Source organism: Blautia sp. HCP3S3_C12 (genome assembly GCF_052064155.1).
Lineage (GTDB): Bacteria > Bacillota > Clostridia > Lachnospirales > Lachnospiraceae > Blautia_A.
The window spans coordinates 91597-108324 of sequence record NZ_JBQHWC010000004.1 but is presented as its reverse complement, the minus strand read 5'-3'; the positions used below and the strand labels follow the sequence as shown (position 1 = coordinate 108324).

Here is a 16728-nt window from a genome sequence, read left to right as displayed (position 1 = left end):
CGGTGATTGGAATGAGGAGGGCCCATTATCGAAAAAGCAGAGAAGAAAGGGGAATATAGTATATGGCAGGATTTAAAACAAAAGTGACACCGGAAATTGAAAAACTTACAGATATCTGTAGGGATAATACCAGTCTGGATCTGTCGTTATATGCAAAATATGATGTAAAGAGAGGCCTGAGAGATATAAATGGTAAAGGCGTTCTCGCAGGTCTGACTCAGGTTTCAAATGTTCAGGCCACAAAGATGGTAGATGGCAAAGAGGTTCCCTGTGAGGGAAAGCTTTCCTACAGAGGCTATGATATCAAAGATCTGACCAAAGGATTTATACAGGATGACAGATATGGCTTCGAGGAAGTGGCATACCTGCTTTTGTTCGGAAAACTTCCGGATAAACAGCAGCTTATGGATTTCACAGAACTTCTGGCTAACCAGAGATCACTTCCTACCAATTTTGTCAGGGACGTAATCATGAAGGCTCCCAGCAAAGATATTATGAATGGACTTTCCAGAAGCGTTCTGACTCTGTATTCGTATGACCATAATCCGGATGATACCTCTTTGCCAAATGTACTGCGGCAGTGTCTGAATCTGATCAGTGTTTTTCCGTTGTTATCTGTATATGGATATCAGGCATACAATCATTATGTAAAGGGAAAAAGTCTTTATATCCATAATCCCAAGAAGGATCTGACAACAGCTGAAAACATTTTGCGTATGTTGAGACCGGATAAGAAGTATACCCATCTGGAAGCAAAGATTCTGGATATTGCGTTGATTCTTCACATGGAGCATGGCGGTGGAAATAACTCTACCTTTACTACTCATGTAGTATCTTCTTCCGGTACAGATACCTATTCTGCCATTGCAGCAGCTCTTGGTTCACTGAAGGGTCCAAAGCATGGTGGCGCCAATATTAAAGTAGTAAGTATGTTTAATGACATGAAGAAAGAAGTGAAGGACTGGACAGATGAAGATGAGGTTCGTGTGTATCTCAGAAAATTACTCCATAAGGAGGCTTTTGACAGAAAGGGTCTGATCTATGGAATGGGGCATGCGATTTATTCAGTATCTGATCCAAGAGCCGAAGTGTTTAAAGCATATGTGGAGACTCTGGCCAGAGAAAAGGGAAGGATGAAAGACTATGCCCTTTATTCTATGGTAGAGCGTCTGGCACCTGAAGTAATTGCCGAGGAAAGAAGAATTTATAAAGGTGTTAGTGCAAATGTGGACTTTTACAGTGGTTTCGTGTACAGTATGCTGGATCTGCCACTGGAATTATATACACCTATGTTTGCAGTTGCACGTATTGTGGGCTGGAGTGCCCATCGAATGGAAGAGCTCATCAATGCGGACAAGATCATTCGCCCGGCATACAAAAATGTGCTGGCACCAAGTGTTTATGTGCCTCTTGCTGAGCGCTGAACTGATAGGATAGAAATACGCTTTTGAAAGGATTAGTGAGGAAAATGACAAATAATAATGAGACAGCGTTAATTCTGGAAGGCGGTGGTACACGGGGGGTGTTCACGTCCGGAGTGCTGGACTGTCTGATGAAACATCAGATAGAGTTTCCTTATGTAACAGGAGTTTCAGCAGGGGCCTGTAATGCAGTGGATTATGTATCCGGGCAGATTGGCCGGACGAAGGCCTGTGTGATCACAGAGGATAAGAATAATAGCTACATAGGCCTGAAGCAGACTTTGAAGAATAAAACTCTGTTTGATATGGACATGCTGTTTGAACGATACCCCAATGAGATTTTTCCTTTTGATTATGATGCTTATTTTAATTCCGGAAAAAAATGTGAACTGGTAGTGACGGATTGCATTACCGGCCAGGCAAAATATCTGGAGGAAAGAAATGACAGAAAACGTCTGATGGATATCTGCCGTGCGTCTTCCAGTATTCCTCTGGTATGCCCTATGGTGATGATTGACGGGATACCCTGTGTGGACGGCGGTGTAGCAGATTCCATTCCCGTGGTTCATGCCATGAAGGAGGGGTACCGCAAGAATGTGGTGATTCTTACCAGGAATTATGGCTATCGAAAAAAGAAGCCTGGAGAGAGTAAGGCTGTTTATCTGGCTGCTTTTCACAAATATCCCAATCTGCTGAACAGTCTTTTGAACCGATACCGGAATTATAACAGGACACTGGAACTGATTGAGAAATGGGAAAAGGAAGGGCATATCTATGTGGTCCGTCCGGAAATCAAAACTGTTTCCAGAACTGAAAAGAATCCGAAAGTTCTTACAGAATTTTATCAGCATGGATATGACCTGATGGAGCAGAAGCTGGATGGTCTGTTGGAATATCTTGGAAATTAGGGGAATGGATACTGATGTTTAAATGCTTTTTTCCGGATGAATATCTGGATTCAACTTATGAAATTGATTTTGATAGTCTGTATGCACAGGGATACAGAGGTCTGCTTTTTGATATTGACAATACACTGGTACCTCACGGCGCACCTGCAGATGAAAGAGTCTGTGCATTATTTGCACATTTGAAAGAACTGGGATTTCAGTGCTGCTTTCTTTCTAATAATCAATATGAAAGAGTATCTTCATTTAATGCTTCTGTGGGAGCACGTTTTATAGAAAATGCCCACAAGCCATCTACGAAGAATTATATCCGTGCTATGGAATTGCTGGGAACAGACAGAAGTAATACTATTTTCATTGGGGATCAGCTGTTTACAGATATATACGGGGCAAAAAGAGCCGGAATACGTAATATTCTGGTAAAACCTATCAATCCCAGGGAAGAGATACAGATTGTACTGAAGAGATATCTTGAGAGAATTGTGTTATATTTTTACAAAAAGGAGGAGGGGAATTCATGAACCATATTGTGATTATAGGATTTATGGGTTCAGGAAAAACAAGAGTAGGTAAGAGGCTGGCCAAGGATTTTGATTTACCGTTTATTGATATTGACCGTGTGGTTACGAGAAAAATGAATCTGTCCGTTAAAGATATTTTTGATAAATTCGGGGAACCATTTTATCGTGCATTAGAAACAACTGTGATCAAGGAGCTGATCAAGGATCAGGAACAGAAAGTGATTTCTCTGGGATCAGGACTTCCCATGCAGGAGCAGAATGAGAAATATATTAAGCAGCTGGGAACAGTGGTCTATCTGAAGGGATCTTATGAGACTCTGAAGGAAAGACTGGAAAATTCAAAATCCAATCCTCTGATCGACGGGGATAACAAGGCAGACAAGATTAAAAAGCTTCTGAAACAGAGAGATCCTGTTTATGCAAAGTTTGCTGACATTGAAATGATCACCGGAGACAAGCCTTTTGAGGAGCTGATTTCCCAGTTGGAAGAAAAATTGCAAACAGTAATAAAAAATAGTTGAAAAAAATAAGAAACTATTATAAAATCATATAAGAGTGTGTCGCAAAATTGCAGAAAATGAATACGCAGACACGCACTGTTGAGGCGGTTGCTGCAGAGACAGAGAGCAGTAACGTTGAATTGTACAATTAAGGAGGAAATAGAAATATGATTTCAGCAGGTGATTTCAAAAACGGTATCACACTTGAAATTGACGGAAATGTATGTCAGATTGTTGAATTTCAGCATGTAAAACCAGGAAAGGGTGCTGCTTTCGTAAGAACCAAATACAAAAACATCATTACTGGAGCAGTTCTGGAGAAGTCTTTCCGTCCTACTGAGAAATTCCCGGCAGCACGTATTGAACGTGTTGATATGCAGTATCTCTATGATGATGGTGATTTATACTACTTCATGAATGTAGAAACCTATGATCAGGTAGGTCTGACAAAGGATCAGGTAGGCGATTCCCTGAAATTCGTAAAAGAAAACGAAATGGTTAAAGTATGTTCCCATAACGGAAACGTATTTGCTATTGAGCCACCACTTTTCGTAGAACTTGAAGTAACTGAGACAGAGCCTGGATTTGCAGGAAATACAGCTCAGGGTGCTACAAAACCTGCTACTGTTGAGACAGGTGCACAGGTTCAGGTTCCACTGTTTGTTAACCAGGGTGACAAACTGAAAATCGACACAAGAACCGGAGAATATCTCTCGAGAGTATAATCTAACAAAATGCGGATGATTGCTGTCCGTTTGATATGAAAAAACTGTCATTGTCGGAAGGCGATGGCAGTTTTTTGCTCAGAGGGAAAAACTGATTTTGGAGAAAAGAGGGAATAAAAATGGAATATGTTACATTGGGAAAGACTGGTTTAAAGGTTTCTAAAATTGGTCTGGGCGGAATCCCCATTCAGAAAATTGATGCAGAGGGGACAAGAATACTGGTGCATAAACTTTCAGACAGGGGAGTAAATTACATTGACACAGCCAGGGGCTATACTGTCAGCGAGGAATATCTGGGCTATGCATTGGAGGGGATCAGGGATAAATTTGTGATTGCAACCAAGAGTATGGCCAGGACAAGAGAGGCTATGGCAGCTGATATTGAAAAAAGCCTGTGCAATTTGAAAACAGATTATATTGATATTTATCAGGTACATAATCCAAGCATGGAGCAGTTGGATCAGGTTCTGGCAAAGGACGGTGCACTGGAGGCCTTGCAGGAGGCAAAGAAGGCTGGAAAGATCGGACATCTGGGACTGACCGCTCACTCCGTAGAGGTGTTCGAGCGGGCACTGGATCTGGATTGGGTGGAAACAATTATGTTTCCGTATAACATTGTGGAAGGTCAGGGCGAAGAACTGATTGCAGAATGCAAAAAACGAAATATAGGGTTTATTGATATGAAACCTCTGGCAGGTGGAGCCATTGAAAACGGAACATTGGCACTTCGCTACATCTGTTCCAATCCAAATGTAACGATTGTAATTCCCGGAATGGCAGAAGAGCATGAGATGGAGGAGAACATAAAGGCCTGTCTGGACTCTTCACCTTTAAGTCAGACAGAGCTTGATGAAATCAGAAAGGTCAGAGAACAGCTGGGTACAAATTTCTGCCGCAGATGTAATTACTGTGCACCCTGCTCTGCAGGTATCAGTATTCCCAATGTGTTTCTGTTTGCCGGTTATCTGAATCGATATGATCTGGGAGAATGGGCCAGAAGCCGTTACAGTACACTGCAGGCAAAGGCTTCTGACTGTATAGAATGTGGAGTTTGTGAGACCAGATGCCCTTATCATCTGCCTATAAGGAAGATGATGAAGGAATGTGCAGAGCAGTTCGGCGAATAGTTACTGTTCATTGGTAATATCCCGCGAGGTGTTTTTTGTGAGCGAAGGTCACAGAAAACCCGAGATATACCGCGCGAATTTATGCGACTAGCATAAATTCTGTGCATCGCGAAGCGTGTTGCTGAGAACGGAGTGAACAGTAACGGCGAATAAAAATGTAATAATTACCCTTGACAGGACGAATAGTTTTTTTTATAATAGCAAAAAGGCAGACCGTGTTGGCGGTCTGCAGACTTTCGTCTGAAAACCAGCAGGCTGTATGTTCAGCTATAAAGTTTAGGGCTTGTACTGGTTTCGACGGGGGCTTTGAAGTTTAGGAAGCCATCCGCAGACTCCTGGACTGCGTATCAACTGGGAAACTAAATATAAACGCAGACGAAAAGTTAGCGTTAGCAGCCTAATTGCTGCTCGTCAGCCCTGATGCACTCACACATTGGGAATCTGGCGTCGACCTTGTGAGAAACCTTATCAGGTAAGCTTTGCCCTGGTAGATGTATGATGAAGCTACTGAGATCATAAGCCTGTCGGTGGGCGTATGATCGAGGGAATGTTAAATCATCGACTGTGATGGGAGATGCCTCAATGAATAGGCTTTCGGACGCGGGTTCAATTCCCGCCAGGTCCATAGGAAGAGCACCGTATTTCCGGTGCTTTGGATGTAGATAAAAATGGTGCATGGTTCTTTGACCAGGCACCATTTTTTATGGCTTGATTTTATTCAATGAAATAATATTTTTATTTACTTTCTGTGTTCACATTTATTCCACAAATGTTTGCTATAGTACAGTAATAAGAAAAGCAGAGATTATTTTTTACAATAAAGATAACGGAGGAACAGTTATGGATGCATTAAAAATCCTGGTTGTGGATGATGAAAGCCGTATGAGAAAGCTTGTCAGTGATTTTCTGACTAAAAAGAATTTTCAGGTGCTGGAGGCCGGGGACGGTGAAGAGGCAATTGATATTTTTTATGCAGAAAAGGATGTGGCACTGATTATACTGGATGTAATGATGCCTAAGATGGATGGGTGGGAAGTGTGCCGTGAGATTCGTAAGAATTCCAAGGTGCCCATTATTATGCTTACTGCAAGAGGAGATGAGCGAGATGAGCTTCTGGGCTTTGAACTGGGAGTAGATGAATATATTTCCAAGCCTTTCAGCCCCAAAATCCTGGTGGCGAGAGTAGAAGCAATCCTTCGCCGCACAGGGCAGGGAAATACAGAGGATACTCTTTCAGCGGGAGGAATTGTGATTGACAAGGCTGCTCATATTGCTACAGTGGACGGAAAAACCATGGACTTAAGTTTTAAAGAATTTGAATTATTGACATATTTTCTGGAAAACCAGGGAATTGCACTTTCCAGGGAAAAAATCCTTAATTCTGTGTGGAATTATGATTATTTTGGAGATGCCCGTACCATTGATACCCATGTTAAAAAGCTGAGAAGTAAAATGGGAGACAAAGGAGAATATATCAAGACTGTATGGGGTATGGGATATAAATTTGAGGTTGATGCATGATGTCCGGAGACAGAAAAGAGAAAAAGCAGAACATTAAAAAGAAGAAAAATCTCAGAAAATTCCATTCCCTGAAACATCAGATCTCAGTTCTGTTTATTGGTCTTCTCCTGGTGTCGATTTTTTCTATCACGTTGATAAACGGACTTTTTCTGGAACGATATTATGTATCAAAAAAAGTGGAAGTGCTGGAGGAAGCCAGGACAGTTCTTTCTCAGATGAATCTGGATAACCTTCTGAAATATGATACAGATAAGAATGGAGAAATAGAGAATCCGTCGAAAGCAGAGGAAGAGGTGCCGGATGAGATCGAACACAGCAGTTCCAGAAATAATCTGACCTGGATCATTGTAAATGAGGAGAACAGTGGTTATTATTACTGGGGGGAAGCCAATATGGCTAAAATGCTCCGCAGTAAACTTTTTGGGTACATTAATGATCTGGATAAGGATATGGAACATAGTCATATTCTGAAGCAGACAGAAGATGGTACCATTTGGCAGGTACATGACCGTTTTGCAGGTATGGAGTATGTAGAATGCTGGGGACAGTATGAAAATGGATACTATTATCTGATTCGTTCTCCGCTGGAGAGTATTAAGGAGAGCGCAGCCATATCTAACAATTTTTATCTGTTTGTAGGAGTAGTGATCATTTTGATCAGCGGTTTGTTAATATTGCTGATCACTAACCGGATCACCAGACCTATCAGTGAACTGACAAGGCTTTCTGAAAAAATGTCCAATCTGGATTTTGAAGCCAGATATGAGAGCCATGCAGGAAATGAGATTGATGTTCTGGGCGATAATTTCAACAAAATGTCCAGAAAACTGGAAAATACAATTTCTGAATTGAAATCAGCAAACAATAAGCTGCAGAAGGATATTGAGGATAAGATCAAGATTGATGAGATGCGTAAGGAGTTTCTGGATAATGTTTCCCATGAGCTGAAAACGCCCATTGCATTGATTCAGGGATATGCAGAGGGTCTAAATGAAAATATATCTGATGACCCGGAAAGTAGGGCTTTTTACTGTGAAGTAATTATGGATGAGGCATCCAAAATGAATAAGCTGGTAAAAAATCTGCTGACCTTAAACCAGCTGGAATCCGGCAAGGATGCTCCAATGATGGAACGCTTTGATATTGTATCACTGATTCATGGAGTCCTGCAGTCCATGCATATTATGATCGAGCAGAAAGAAGCCACTGTGATATTTGAGGCACAGGATCCTGTGTATGTATGGGCAGATGAGTTTAAGACAGAAGAGGTGGTAACCAATTATACAAGTAATGCCCTGAATCATCTGGACGGAGAGCGAAAAGTGGAAATTAAGATCCTGCAGGAGGCTGATTACGTGAAGGTAACAGTATTTAATACCGGAACCCCCATTCCTGAGGAGGATCTTCCAAATCTGTGGAATAAGTTTTATAAGGTAGACAAGGCCCGTACCAGAGAATATGGAGGCAGCGGAATCGGACTTTCCATTGTAAAGGCAATTGTGGAAGGAATGAACCAGAAGTATGGTGTTTGCAACTTTGATAACGGAGTAGAGTTCTGGTTTACTCTGGACAGCAGACAGTAAAGTTGTTACTGTTCACACACTACTATCCCGCGAGGTGTTTTGGCATGAATATGCCAAAATCCCGAGACATACAAGCCAAAATTCCATTGCCGAAGGCAATCTGGAATGAATTTTGGCTAAGTTACTGTGAACGGAGTGAACAGTAACGTTAAGTCAGAAAAACAGGCAGAAGCGAAGAAAGCACTTTGCAACTGTCTGTTTTTAGGTTATACTATACAGATGGATGAAAAGATAATGACAGGATGATTATTATGAAATACAAGAATTGAGCAGAAACATCAGGAGGAAGACATGATTGGAATAATTGACTATGATGCAGGAAATATCAAAAGTGTAGAAAAAGCGCTTCATTATCTTGGAGAAAAAACTGTGGTATCCCGTGATCCGCAGATTCTGCTAAATGCAGATAAAGTAATTTTGCCTGGCGTGGGAAGCTTTGGACAGGCGATGGAGAATCTTCATACATACGGACTTGTACCTGTGATCCATGAGATTGTAGAGAAGAAGACGCCATTTCTTGGAATCTGTCTGGGACTTCAGCTCCTTTTTGAAAGCAGTGAGGAGACACCGGGGGTGGAAGGCCTTGGAATCCTGAAAGGGAAAATTGTTAAGATTCCGCCTGCGCCTGGACTTAAGATTCCACATATGGGATGGAATTCCCTGCATTTTCAGAATAATGGCAGACTGTTTCAGGGAATCCCGGAACAGACCTATGTATATTTTGTGCATTCTTATTATCTGCAGGCAGAGGAGCCTGAGATTGTAAAGGCTACTACAGAATACAGCACCTGTATTCATGCTTCCGTAGAAAAGGACAATGTATTTGCCTGCCAGTTCCATCCGGAAAAGAGCAGCAAATGGGGACTGAAGATACTTGAAAATTTTGCTGCTGTGGGAAAAGACGGCAATACTGAGAAGGAGGGAAAATAAGATGTTTACAAAGAGAATTATTCCCTGCCTGGATGTAAATAAGGGACGTGTGGTAAAGGGCGTAAATTTTGTGCAGCTTCGGGATGCGGGTGATCCGGTGGAGATTGCCAAAGCCTATGATGCAGCAGGAGCAGATGAACTGGTGTTTCTCGATATTACAGCATCCTGCGAACAGAGAGATACGGTAGTTGACATGGTAAGACGGGTTGCTGCCAATGTATTTATCCCGTTTACAGTAGGCGGCGGTATCCGTACTGTAGATGATTTCAAGAAACTGCTGAGAGAAGGAGCAGATAAGATTTCCGTAAATTCTGCAGCAATTGACAGACCGGAACTGATCAGTGAGGCGGCTGACAAGTTTGGAAGCCAGTGCGTAGTTGTGGCTATTGATGCCAAGCGCAGAGAAGACGGCGGATGGAATATTTACAAACATGGCGGAAGACTGGATACAGGGATTGATGCCATAGAGTGGGCAAAGAAAGTGGAAGCTTTGGGTGCAGGGGAAATTCTTCTCACCAGTATGGATTGTGACGGTACAAAAGCAGGATATGACCTGGCTCTTACCAGAGCAATCGCTGATGCTGTCTCCATTCCTGTGATCGCATCAGGGGGTGCTGGGACACTGGAGCATTTTTATGATGCACTGACCGAAGGGGGAGCAGATGCTGCACTGGCTGCGTCTTTGTTCCATTATAAAGAACTGGAGATTTCTCAGGTAAAGGATTATCTGGCTGACAGAGGAATTTCTGTCAGACGATGACTGCGAAAAATACAAGAGGTGAAGGATAAGGTATGTCAGCAATTTCAGGTGACTGGCTGGAAGCCCTGAAGGGAGAGTTTCACCAGCCGTATTATGCAAAATTATATAAAACGGTGATGACAGAATATCAGACCAGGAAGATTTTTCCTCCTGCAGATGATCTGTTTAATGCATTTCATTTTACACCGTTAAACGAAGTGAAGGTAGTAATCCTGGGACAGGATCCCTATCATAACGACGGGCAGGCTCATGGGCTTTGTTTTTCCGTGAAGAGAGGAGTGGAGACTCCGCCGTCTCTGGTGAATATTTATCAGGAGCTTCATGATGACTGTGGATGCCATATCCCCAATAACGGTTATCTGGAGAAGTGGGCAAAGCAGGGAGTGCTTCTTCTGAACACAGTTCTGACTGTACGTGCTCATCAGGCAAATTCGCACAGAGGAATCGGCTGGGAGCAGTTTACGGATGCTGCGATCCAGGTTCTGAATGAGCAGGACCGTCCTATGGTATTTCTGCTCTGGGGACGTCCGGCGCAGATGAAGAAATCCATGCTGAATAATCCGAAGCATCTGATACTGGAGGCACCTCATCCTAGTCCACTGTCTGCTTACAGGGGATTTTTCGGGTGTAAACACTTCAGTAAAACAAACGAATTTCTTGTTGCCAACGGTCTGGAACCAATCGACTGGCAGATAGAAAATATATAAGAAAAGAGGTAATGTGTAGTCAGGTAAAAGACACACAGTGATAACATGAATCAGAAAAACAATTTAGTAAAAAATGCATCCTTTCTGATGATTGCAGCTATGATCTCCAAGGTGATCGGTCTTCTGTACAAGAGTCCGCTTTCCAATATTATCGGAAGTTTGGGAATGGGCTATACAAGTCTTGCGCAGAATGCCTATATGATCCTTCTGATGATCGCATCCTTTAGTATTCCACAGGCGGTATCCAAGCTTATCTCCGAGCGTATTGCTCTGGAGGATTACAGAAATGCACATAAGTTCTTTAAGGGTGCTATGATCTATGCCATGGTGATTGGTGGAGTGGTGGGTTTATTCTGTCTCTTTGGAGCAGGACTGATCATCCCTCAGAATCAGAAGGATGCAATTCCGGCACTTCAGATCCTGGCGCCGACGATTTTTTTATCCGGTATCCTTGGGGTATTCAGAGGATATTTTCAGGCATACAGAAATATGATGCCAACATCGATCTCCCAGATCATTGAGCAGGTATTTAATGCGGCAGTCAGTCTTCTGGCAGCCTGGGGATTTATCAATGCATTCTCAGATGGAACAGAGAACAGCATTGCAAAATGGGGGGCAGCAGGTTCCACAGTAGGAACCGGAGCCGGAGTGGTGACTGCATTGGCATTCATGCTTCTGGTGTATGGTGTAAACCGCAGAAAAATCCTGCACCGGGTAGCGAGAGACCACAGACATCAGGAAGAGTCCTACAAAGAGATTTTCCGTGTGATCATCCTGGTTGTTTCGCCGATTATTCTCAGCGCCTTTGTTTATAATGTAAATGCGTATATCAATGGGTATCTTTTCTCGGATATTCTGGGAAGAAGAGGTGGAGATGCGGCACAGATCGGTATTTTATATGCAGAGTATGCTACTTACTTTATGACAATTATTAATATTCCTCTGACGCTGTCCAGTACGGCACCTACTTCCATGATTCCGGAAGTTTCCGCCCTGTATGCCACCGGAGATATTGAAGCGACCAGAGAGTGCATTGACCAGACCGTACAGCTTTCTATGGTAGTTTCCGCCCCATGTGCAATGGGACTGGCAGTGCTTGCGCAGCCGATTGTATTTTTGCTTTACGGAAATTCCACAGGACTGGCAGCCAACCTGCTGATCCTTGGTTCGTTTTCAATTCTGCTCAATGGAATGTCAAATATTTCCAATGGAGTTCTGCAGGCGATCGGACAGCAGAGGATTCCGGTGATTACGGCAGCAATCGCACTGGTTGTGGATATTGTGGTAGTGGTAGTGTTGCTGTTTACTACAAACCTTGGAGTTTATGCACTGCTGATCGCAATGGTGATCTATTCTGTGGTTGTATGTGTGTTAAATGACAGAGCCATGAAGAAATATCTGCAGTATAAGAATCCATGGAAAGAAGGATATCTGTATCCTGTTCTTGCATCTGTTCCCATGGGAATTGTTGCAGGCTGTATCTGCTATGGATTAAACATTTTTGTAAAATCCAATTTCATTTGTCTGATCGTTTCCATTCCTGTTGCTGCGGTTGTTTATCTGTTTGCTTACCTGATCATCAGCAAGCCGTCAGAATCACAGCTTAGAAGAATTCCGGGTGGAAGCTATCTGATAAGGATTGCAGAGAAACTTCCGTTCTGGCAGAATAATTAAACACTGAAATTATAAAAACAAAAGAGTTATATTTCATGGTTTAAATGTATTTCTGAAATAGAAACACATTTAAAATTTCTGAAATATAACTCTTTTATTTTATGCGTCTTTCTTTTCTGTTTTTTTCAGGTTTTTCTGAGCTGTGGAGAGCATCAGTTTGATTCGGTTCAGCTGGTTAACTTCACTTGCACCCGGATCATAGTCGATGGCTACAATGTTTGCTGTGGGATATTCTCTGCGGATCTCTTTGATAACACCCTTACCCACAATATGGTTCGGCAGACATCCGAAAGGCTGGATACAAACAATGTTTGGAACATCTCCATGGATCAGTTCCATCATCTCACCTGTCAGGAACCATCCCTCACCTGTCTGGTTTCCGGTGGAAACAATGGGAGATGCCATTTTTGCCAGATCTCTGATATCAGCAGGCGGTGCAAAATGGCGGCTCTGTGCAAGAGCTTCGCTTGCAGGCTTTCTCACCCATTCGATTGCTTTGATTCCCCAGTTTGCCATGGTTGCCTTGGACTTCTTGAATCCAAGATTTTCTACCTTGAAGTTCTGATTATAGAAGCAGTAGCACATGAAATCGATCAGATCCGGTACAACTGCCTCAGCGCCTTCAGATTCCAGAAGCTCTGCCAGATGATTGTTTGCAGCAGGCAGGAACTTGACAAGGATTTCGCCTACGATGCCCACACGAGGCTTCTTCACATCACTGATGGGAATGGTATCAAATTCATGAACCATTTCGCGGCACATTTTTTTAAACTGGCTGTGGCTGATACTGCTTCCGCTTAAGAAAGAGATCACACGCTGTTCCCAGATTTTATGTTTCCTGTTTACGATTCCCTCTTCCAGTTCATAAGGACGCATACGATATACGCATTTCATCAGGATATCTCCGAATACGGCACCGTAAGCAACTTTCTTCACTAATGGAAGGGTAAGTTTGAATCCGGGATTACTTTCCAGACCGCTTAAGTTAACAGAGATAACCGGAATCTGTTCCATACCGGCTTTCTTTAATGCGCGTCGTATAAATGCGATATAGTTGGAAGCACGACATCCGCCACCTGTCTGTGACATGACAACGGCCGTTTTGTTCAGGTCATATTTACCGGAAAGCAGAGCATCCATGATCTGTCCCACAACGATCAGAGACGGATAGCAGGCGTCATTGTTTACATACTTCAGACCAACATCCACTGCATGTTTATTGTCGTTCGGAAGTACCTCAAGGTTGTATCCGCAGGAATTGAATGCTGCCTGCAGGAGACTGAAATGGAAAGGTGACATCTGCGGACAGAGGATGGTATAGTCCTTTCTCATTTCCTTTGTAAAGGATACTTTATCAATAGAAGCAGGTTTGACAGTACGTTTCTGTCCCTGTGCTTTCTTCGCGCGGATCGCTGCGATCAGGGAACGGATACGGATTCTTGCAGCACCAAGGTTATTTACCTCGTCAATCTTTAAGCAGGTATAGATTTTGTCACTTCCGTCAAGGATTTCATAAACCTCGTCTGTAGTAACTGCATCCAGACCACATCCGAAAGAGTTCAGCTGGATCAGATCCAGATCATCGCGTGTCTTTACATAGTTTGCGGCAGCATACAGTCTGGAGTGGTACATCCACTGGTCGTTGACGCGGATCGGGCGTTCCACAGGTGCCAGATGAGAGATGGAATCCTCAGTAAGTACGGCAATACCATAGCTGTTGATCAGATCCGGGATACCATGATGGATTTCCGGGTCAATATGGTATGGGCGTCCTGCAAGGACAATACCATGGCGTCCTGTATCTTCCAGATATTTCAGGGTTTCTTCCCCTTTTTTCTGTACATCGCGGCGTGCAGCAGCCATTTCTTCCCAGCCCTTATGCACAGCAGCTTTGACTTCTCCTGCCGGGATATCCTTAAATTCCTCTACCAGACGATTTGCCAGAATTTCCTCAGAAGTAAATGCAAGGAAGGGATTGCGGAAGGTAATGGACGGATCATTTAATTCGTCTACGTTATTTTTGATATTTTCGGCATAAGAAGTAACAATCGGGCAGTTATAGTGATTGACTGCATCCGGGAACTCGTTACGTTCATATGGGATACATGGGTAGAAAATAAATTTCACGCCATTGCGGATCAGCCAGGTTACATGGCCATGTGCGAGCTTGGCAGGGTAGCATTCGGACTCACTTGGAATGGATTCAATACCCAGTTCATAAATCTTTCTGGTGGAAGTAGGAGAGAGCACAACCTCATACTTCAGTTCTGTAAAGAAAGTATACCAGAAAGGATAATTCTCAAACATATTCAGAACACGGGGGATACCTACTTTACCTCGCGTTGCCTTATCAGCAGTAAGCGGTGTGTAGGAGAAAATACGTTTATATTTGTATTCATAAAGATTCGGAATATGATCTTTGTTTTTTTCCTTACCGATACCACGCTCGCAGCGGTTACCGCTTACATACTGACGGCCTCCGGAGAATTTGTTGATAGTCAGACGGCAGTTATTGGTACATCCACGACAGTTTGCCATAGAAGTTGTATATTTCAGCTCGTTGATCTTATCAATGGAGAGCATAGTCGTTTCTGCGCCTTCCTGATGGCGTTCACGGGCAATCAGTGCGGCACCGAAGGCACCCATGATTCCGGCAATATCCGGACGGATGGCTTCGCAGCCTGCAATCTTTTCGAAGCTTCGAAGAACCGCATCATTGTAGAAGGTACCACCCTGTACAACGATGTGTCTGCCAAGTTCGGAAGCGTCAGAAACCTTGATAACCTTATAGAGTGCATTTTTGATAACAGAGTAAGCAAGACCTGCGGAAATATCGGAAACCTCAGCTCCCTCTTTCTGTGCCTGCTTTACCTTGGAATTCATGAAAACAGTACATCTGGTACCAAGATCAATAGGATGTTGTGCGAAAACAGCAGCTTTTGCGAAATCCTGTACTGTATAATTCAGGGATTTGGCAAAGGTTTCAATAAAGGAACCGCATCCGGAGGAGCATGCTTCATTTAACTGTACGCTGTCAACGGTCTTGTTGCGGATCTTGATACATTTCATATCCTGTCCGCCGATATCCAGGATACAGTCTACCTCTGGGTCAAAGAATGCAGCTGCATAGTAATGGGATACGGTCTCAACCTCGCCCTCATCCAGGAGCAGGGCCGCTTTGATCAGAGCCTCGCCGTAACCTGTAGAACAGGAATAAGCGATCTTTGCGTCTTTGGGAAGCAGTTCATAGATTTCTTTAATAGAACGGATGGTAGTTTTTAACGGGTTTCCGTTGTTACTGCTGTAAAAGGAATAGAGAAGTGTTCCATCTTCGCCTACCAGTGCAGTTTTGGTTGTGGTGGAACCTGCATCAATACCCAGATAGCAGTTTCCTTTATATGTAGCCAGATCTCCTGTTTTTACTTTGTAGGAACTCTGACGTTTTGCAAATGCATCGTATTCATCCTGAGAAGCGAAAAGTGGTTCCATACGTTCTACTTCAAAATCCAGCTTAATGGAATTGCGGAGTCTGTCTTTCATTTCTGTCAGGGAAATGGAGTTGTCTTCTTTTGCATTTAATGCAGAACCGATGGCTGCAAAAAGATGGGAGTTCTCCGGAATGATGGTGTGTTCCTCATCCAGCTTCAAAGTACGGATAAAGGATTCTCTCAGTTCGGACAGGAAGTGAAGCGGACCACCCAGGAATGCAACATGTCCACGGATGGGTTTTCCACAGGCAAGACCGGAGATGGTCTGGTTTACAACTGCCTGGAAAATAGAAGCTGACAGATCCGGTTTGGTTGCACCGTCATTGATCAGCGGCTGGATATCCGTTTTGGCGAAAACACCGCAGCGTGCAGCAATCGGGTAGAGCGCTTTGTAATCTTTGGCATATTCATTCAGACCTGTGGCATCTGTCTGGAGAAGAGAAGCCATCTGGTCGATGAAAGAACCGGTACCGCCTGCACAGATACCGTTCATACGCTGTTCTACGTTTCCGTTTTCGAAATAAATGATCTTGGCATCCTCACCGCCAAGCTCGATGGCAACATCTGTCTTTGGTGCCAGCTTCTGCAGAGAAGTAGAAACTGCAATAACCTCCTGGGTAAAAGGAACGCCCAGATGGTTGGCAAGGGTCAGACCGCCGGAACCTGTGATCACAGGATGGAGAGTCATCTCGCCATACTGGTCAAAGGCCTCCTGAAGAAGGTCTGCAAGGGTTTCCTGAATGTTGGCGAAATGACGCTTGTAATCCGCGAAAATGAGATTTTCATTCTCATCTAAGATCGCGATCTTTACAGTAGTGGAACCAATGTCAATTCCAAGTGTTTTGTAATTCATAAAGTAAATTCAA

13 protein-coding genes and 1 other RNA gene are annotated in these 16728 nt (G+C 43.3%); 13 read left to right on the top strand and 1 reads right to left on the bottom strand.

Annotated features, from left to right (window positions below; translation table 11 throughout):
- Positions 1-62 precede the first annotated feature (62 nt).
- The 13 genes from ACTNDS_RS05885 to ACTNDS_RS05825 all read left to right on the top strand — a co-directional run bounded on the left by ACTNDS_RS05885 (position 63) and on the right by ACTNDS_RS05825 (position 12374).
- Positions 63-1424: a citrate/2-methylcitrate synthase gene (locus ACTNDS_RS05885; RefSeq protein WP_441034374.1), complete on the top strand. Its 1362-nt coding sequence runs from the start codon at positions 63-65 to the stop codon at positions 1422-1424.
- Positions 1425-1468: 44 nt separating this feature from the next.
- A complete protein-coding gene (locus tag ACTNDS_RS05880; protein ID WP_303242345.1) occupies positions 1469-2329 on the top strand; it encodes a patatin-like phospholipase family protein in 861 nt (286 codons plus the stop codon).
- A gap of 14 nt (positions 2330-2343) precedes the next feature.
- Positions 2344-2847, top strand: a complete 504-nt coding sequence (locus tag ACTNDS_RS05875; RefSeq protein WP_441034372.1) for a YqeG family HAD IIIA-type phosphatase — start codon at positions 2344-2346, stop codon at positions 2845-2847.
- Positions 2844-3368 carry a shikimate kinase gene (locus tag ACTNDS_RS05870; protein WP_173743778.1) on the top strand — a complete coding sequence of 175 codons (525 nt, stop codon included), beginning with the start codon at positions 2844-2846 and terminating at the stop codon, positions 3366-3368. The genes ACTNDS_RS05875 and ACTNDS_RS05870 overlap by 4 nt, the downstream gene beginning before the upstream one ends.
- Positions 3369-3514: 146 nt before the next feature.
- Positions 3515-4072: an elongation factor P gene (gene efp, locus ACTNDS_RS05865; RefSeq protein WP_173743779.1), complete on the top strand. Its 558-nt coding sequence runs from the start codon at positions 3515-3517 to the stop codon at positions 4070-4072.
- A gap of 119 nt (positions 4073-4191) precedes the next feature.
- Positions 4192-5199: an aldo/keto reductase gene (locus tag ACTNDS_RS05860; protein WP_173743780.1), complete on the top strand. Its 1008-nt coding sequence runs from the start codon at positions 4192-4194 to the stop codon at positions 5197-5199.
- 279 nt (positions 5200-5478) lie between these two features.
- Positions 5479-5827: a transfer-messenger RNA gene (gene ssrA, locus ACTNDS_RS05855) on the top strand.
- 212 nt (positions 5828-6039) lie between these two features.
- Positions 6040-6720: a response regulator transcription factor gene (locus tag ACTNDS_RS05850; protein ID WP_019162003.1), complete on the top strand. Its 681-nt coding sequence runs from the start codon at positions 6040-6042 to the stop codon at positions 6718-6720.
- Positions 6717-8303 (top strand): sensor histidine kinase, encoded by a 1587-nt coding sequence (locus ACTNDS_RS05845; protein ID WP_441034368.1) that lies wholly within the window; start codon positions 6717-6719, stop codon positions 8301-8303. The genes ACTNDS_RS05850 and ACTNDS_RS05845 overlap by 4 nt, the downstream gene beginning before the upstream one ends.
- 291 nt (positions 8304-8594) lie before the next feature.
- Positions 8595-9233 (top strand): imidazole glycerol phosphate synthase subunit HisH, encoded by a 639-nt coding sequence (hisH, locus tag ACTNDS_RS05840; protein ID WP_019162001.1) that lies wholly within the window; start codon positions 8595-8597, stop codon positions 9231-9233.
- 1 nt (position 9234) lies between these two features.
- On the top strand, positions 9235-9993 hold the full coding sequence (hisF, locus tag ACTNDS_RS05835; protein ID WP_433844576.1) for an imidazole glycerol phosphate synthase subunit HisF: 759 nt from the start codon (positions 9235-9237) through the stop codon (positions 9991-9993).
- 32 nt (positions 9994-10025) lie between these two features.
- On the top strand, positions 10026-10700 hold the full coding sequence (ung, locus tag ACTNDS_RS05830; RefSeq protein ID WP_441034365.1) for a uracil-DNA glycosylase: 675 nt from the start codon (positions 10026-10028) through the stop codon (positions 10698-10700).
- A 45-nt stretch (positions 10701-10745) separates the two neighbouring features.
- On the top strand, positions 10746-12374 hold the full coding sequence (locus ACTNDS_RS05825) for a putative polysaccharide biosynthesis protein (RefSeq protein WP_441034363.1): 1629 nt from the start codon (positions 10746-10748) through the stop codon (positions 12372-12374).
- Positions 12375-12473: 99 nt separating this feature from the next.
- On the opposite strand, the gene ACTNDS_RS05820 is transcribed toward ACTNDS_RS05825, so the two are convergent.
- The gene (locus ACTNDS_RS05820) at positions 12474-16715 is read right to left on the bottom strand and encodes an acyl-CoA dehydratase activase-related protein (protein WP_441034361.1); all 4242 of its coding nucleotides are present in this window, start codon (positions 16713-16715) and stop codon (positions 12474-12476) included.
- Positions 16716-16728: the final 13 nt, after the last annotated feature.

Bases quoted from the DNA above. Each gene is read 5' to 3' on its own strand.
- ACTNDS_RS05885 (WP_441034374.1), top strand. From the start codon at position 63: ATGGCAGGATTTAAAACAAAAGTGACACCGGAAATTGAAAAACTTACA.
- ACTNDS_RS05880 (WP_303242345.1), top strand. From the start codon at position 1,469: ATGACAAATAATAATGAGACAGCGTTAATTCTGGAAGGCGGTGGTACA.
- ACTNDS_RS05875 (WP_441034372.1), top strand. From the start codon at position 2,344: ATGTTTAAATGCTTTTTTCCGGATGAATATCTGGATTCAACTTATGAA.
- ACTNDS_RS05870 (WP_173743778.1), top strand. From the start codon at position 2,844: ATGAACCATATTGTGATTATAGGATTTATGGGTTCAGGAAAAACAAGA.
- efp (WP_173743779.1), top strand. From the start codon at position 3,515: ATGATTTCAGCAGGTGATTTCAAAAACGGTATCACACTTGAAATTGAC.
- ACTNDS_RS05860 (WP_173743780.1), top strand. From the start codon at position 4,192: ATGGAATATGTTACATTGGGAAAGACTGGTTTAAAGGTTTCTAAAATT.
- ACTNDS_RS05850 (WP_019162003.1), top strand. From the start codon at position 6,040: ATGGATGCATTAAAAATCCTGGTTGTGGATGATGAAAGCCGTATGAGA.
- ACTNDS_RS05845 (WP_441034368.1), top strand. From the start codon at position 6,717: ATGATGTCCGGAGACAGAAAAGAGAAAAAGCAGAACATTAAAAAGAAG.
- hisH (WP_019162001.1), top strand. From the start codon at position 8,595: ATGATTGGAATAATTGACTATGATGCAGGAAATATCAAAAGTGTAGAA.
- hisF (WP_433844576.1), top strand. From the start codon at position 9,235: ATGTTTACAAAGAGAATTATTCCCTGCCTGGATGTAAATAAGGGACGT.
- ung (WP_441034365.1), top strand. From the start codon at position 10,026: ATGTCAGCAATTTCAGGTGACTGGCTGGAAGCCCTGAAGGGAGAGTTT.
- ACTNDS_RS05825 (WP_441034363.1), top strand. From the start codon at position 10,746: ATGAATCAGAAAAACAATTTAGTAAAAAATGCATCCTTTCTGATGATT.
- ACTNDS_RS05820 (WP_441034361.1), bottom strand. From the start codon at position 16,715: ATGAATTACAAAACACTTGGAATTGACATTGGTTCCACTACTGTAAAG.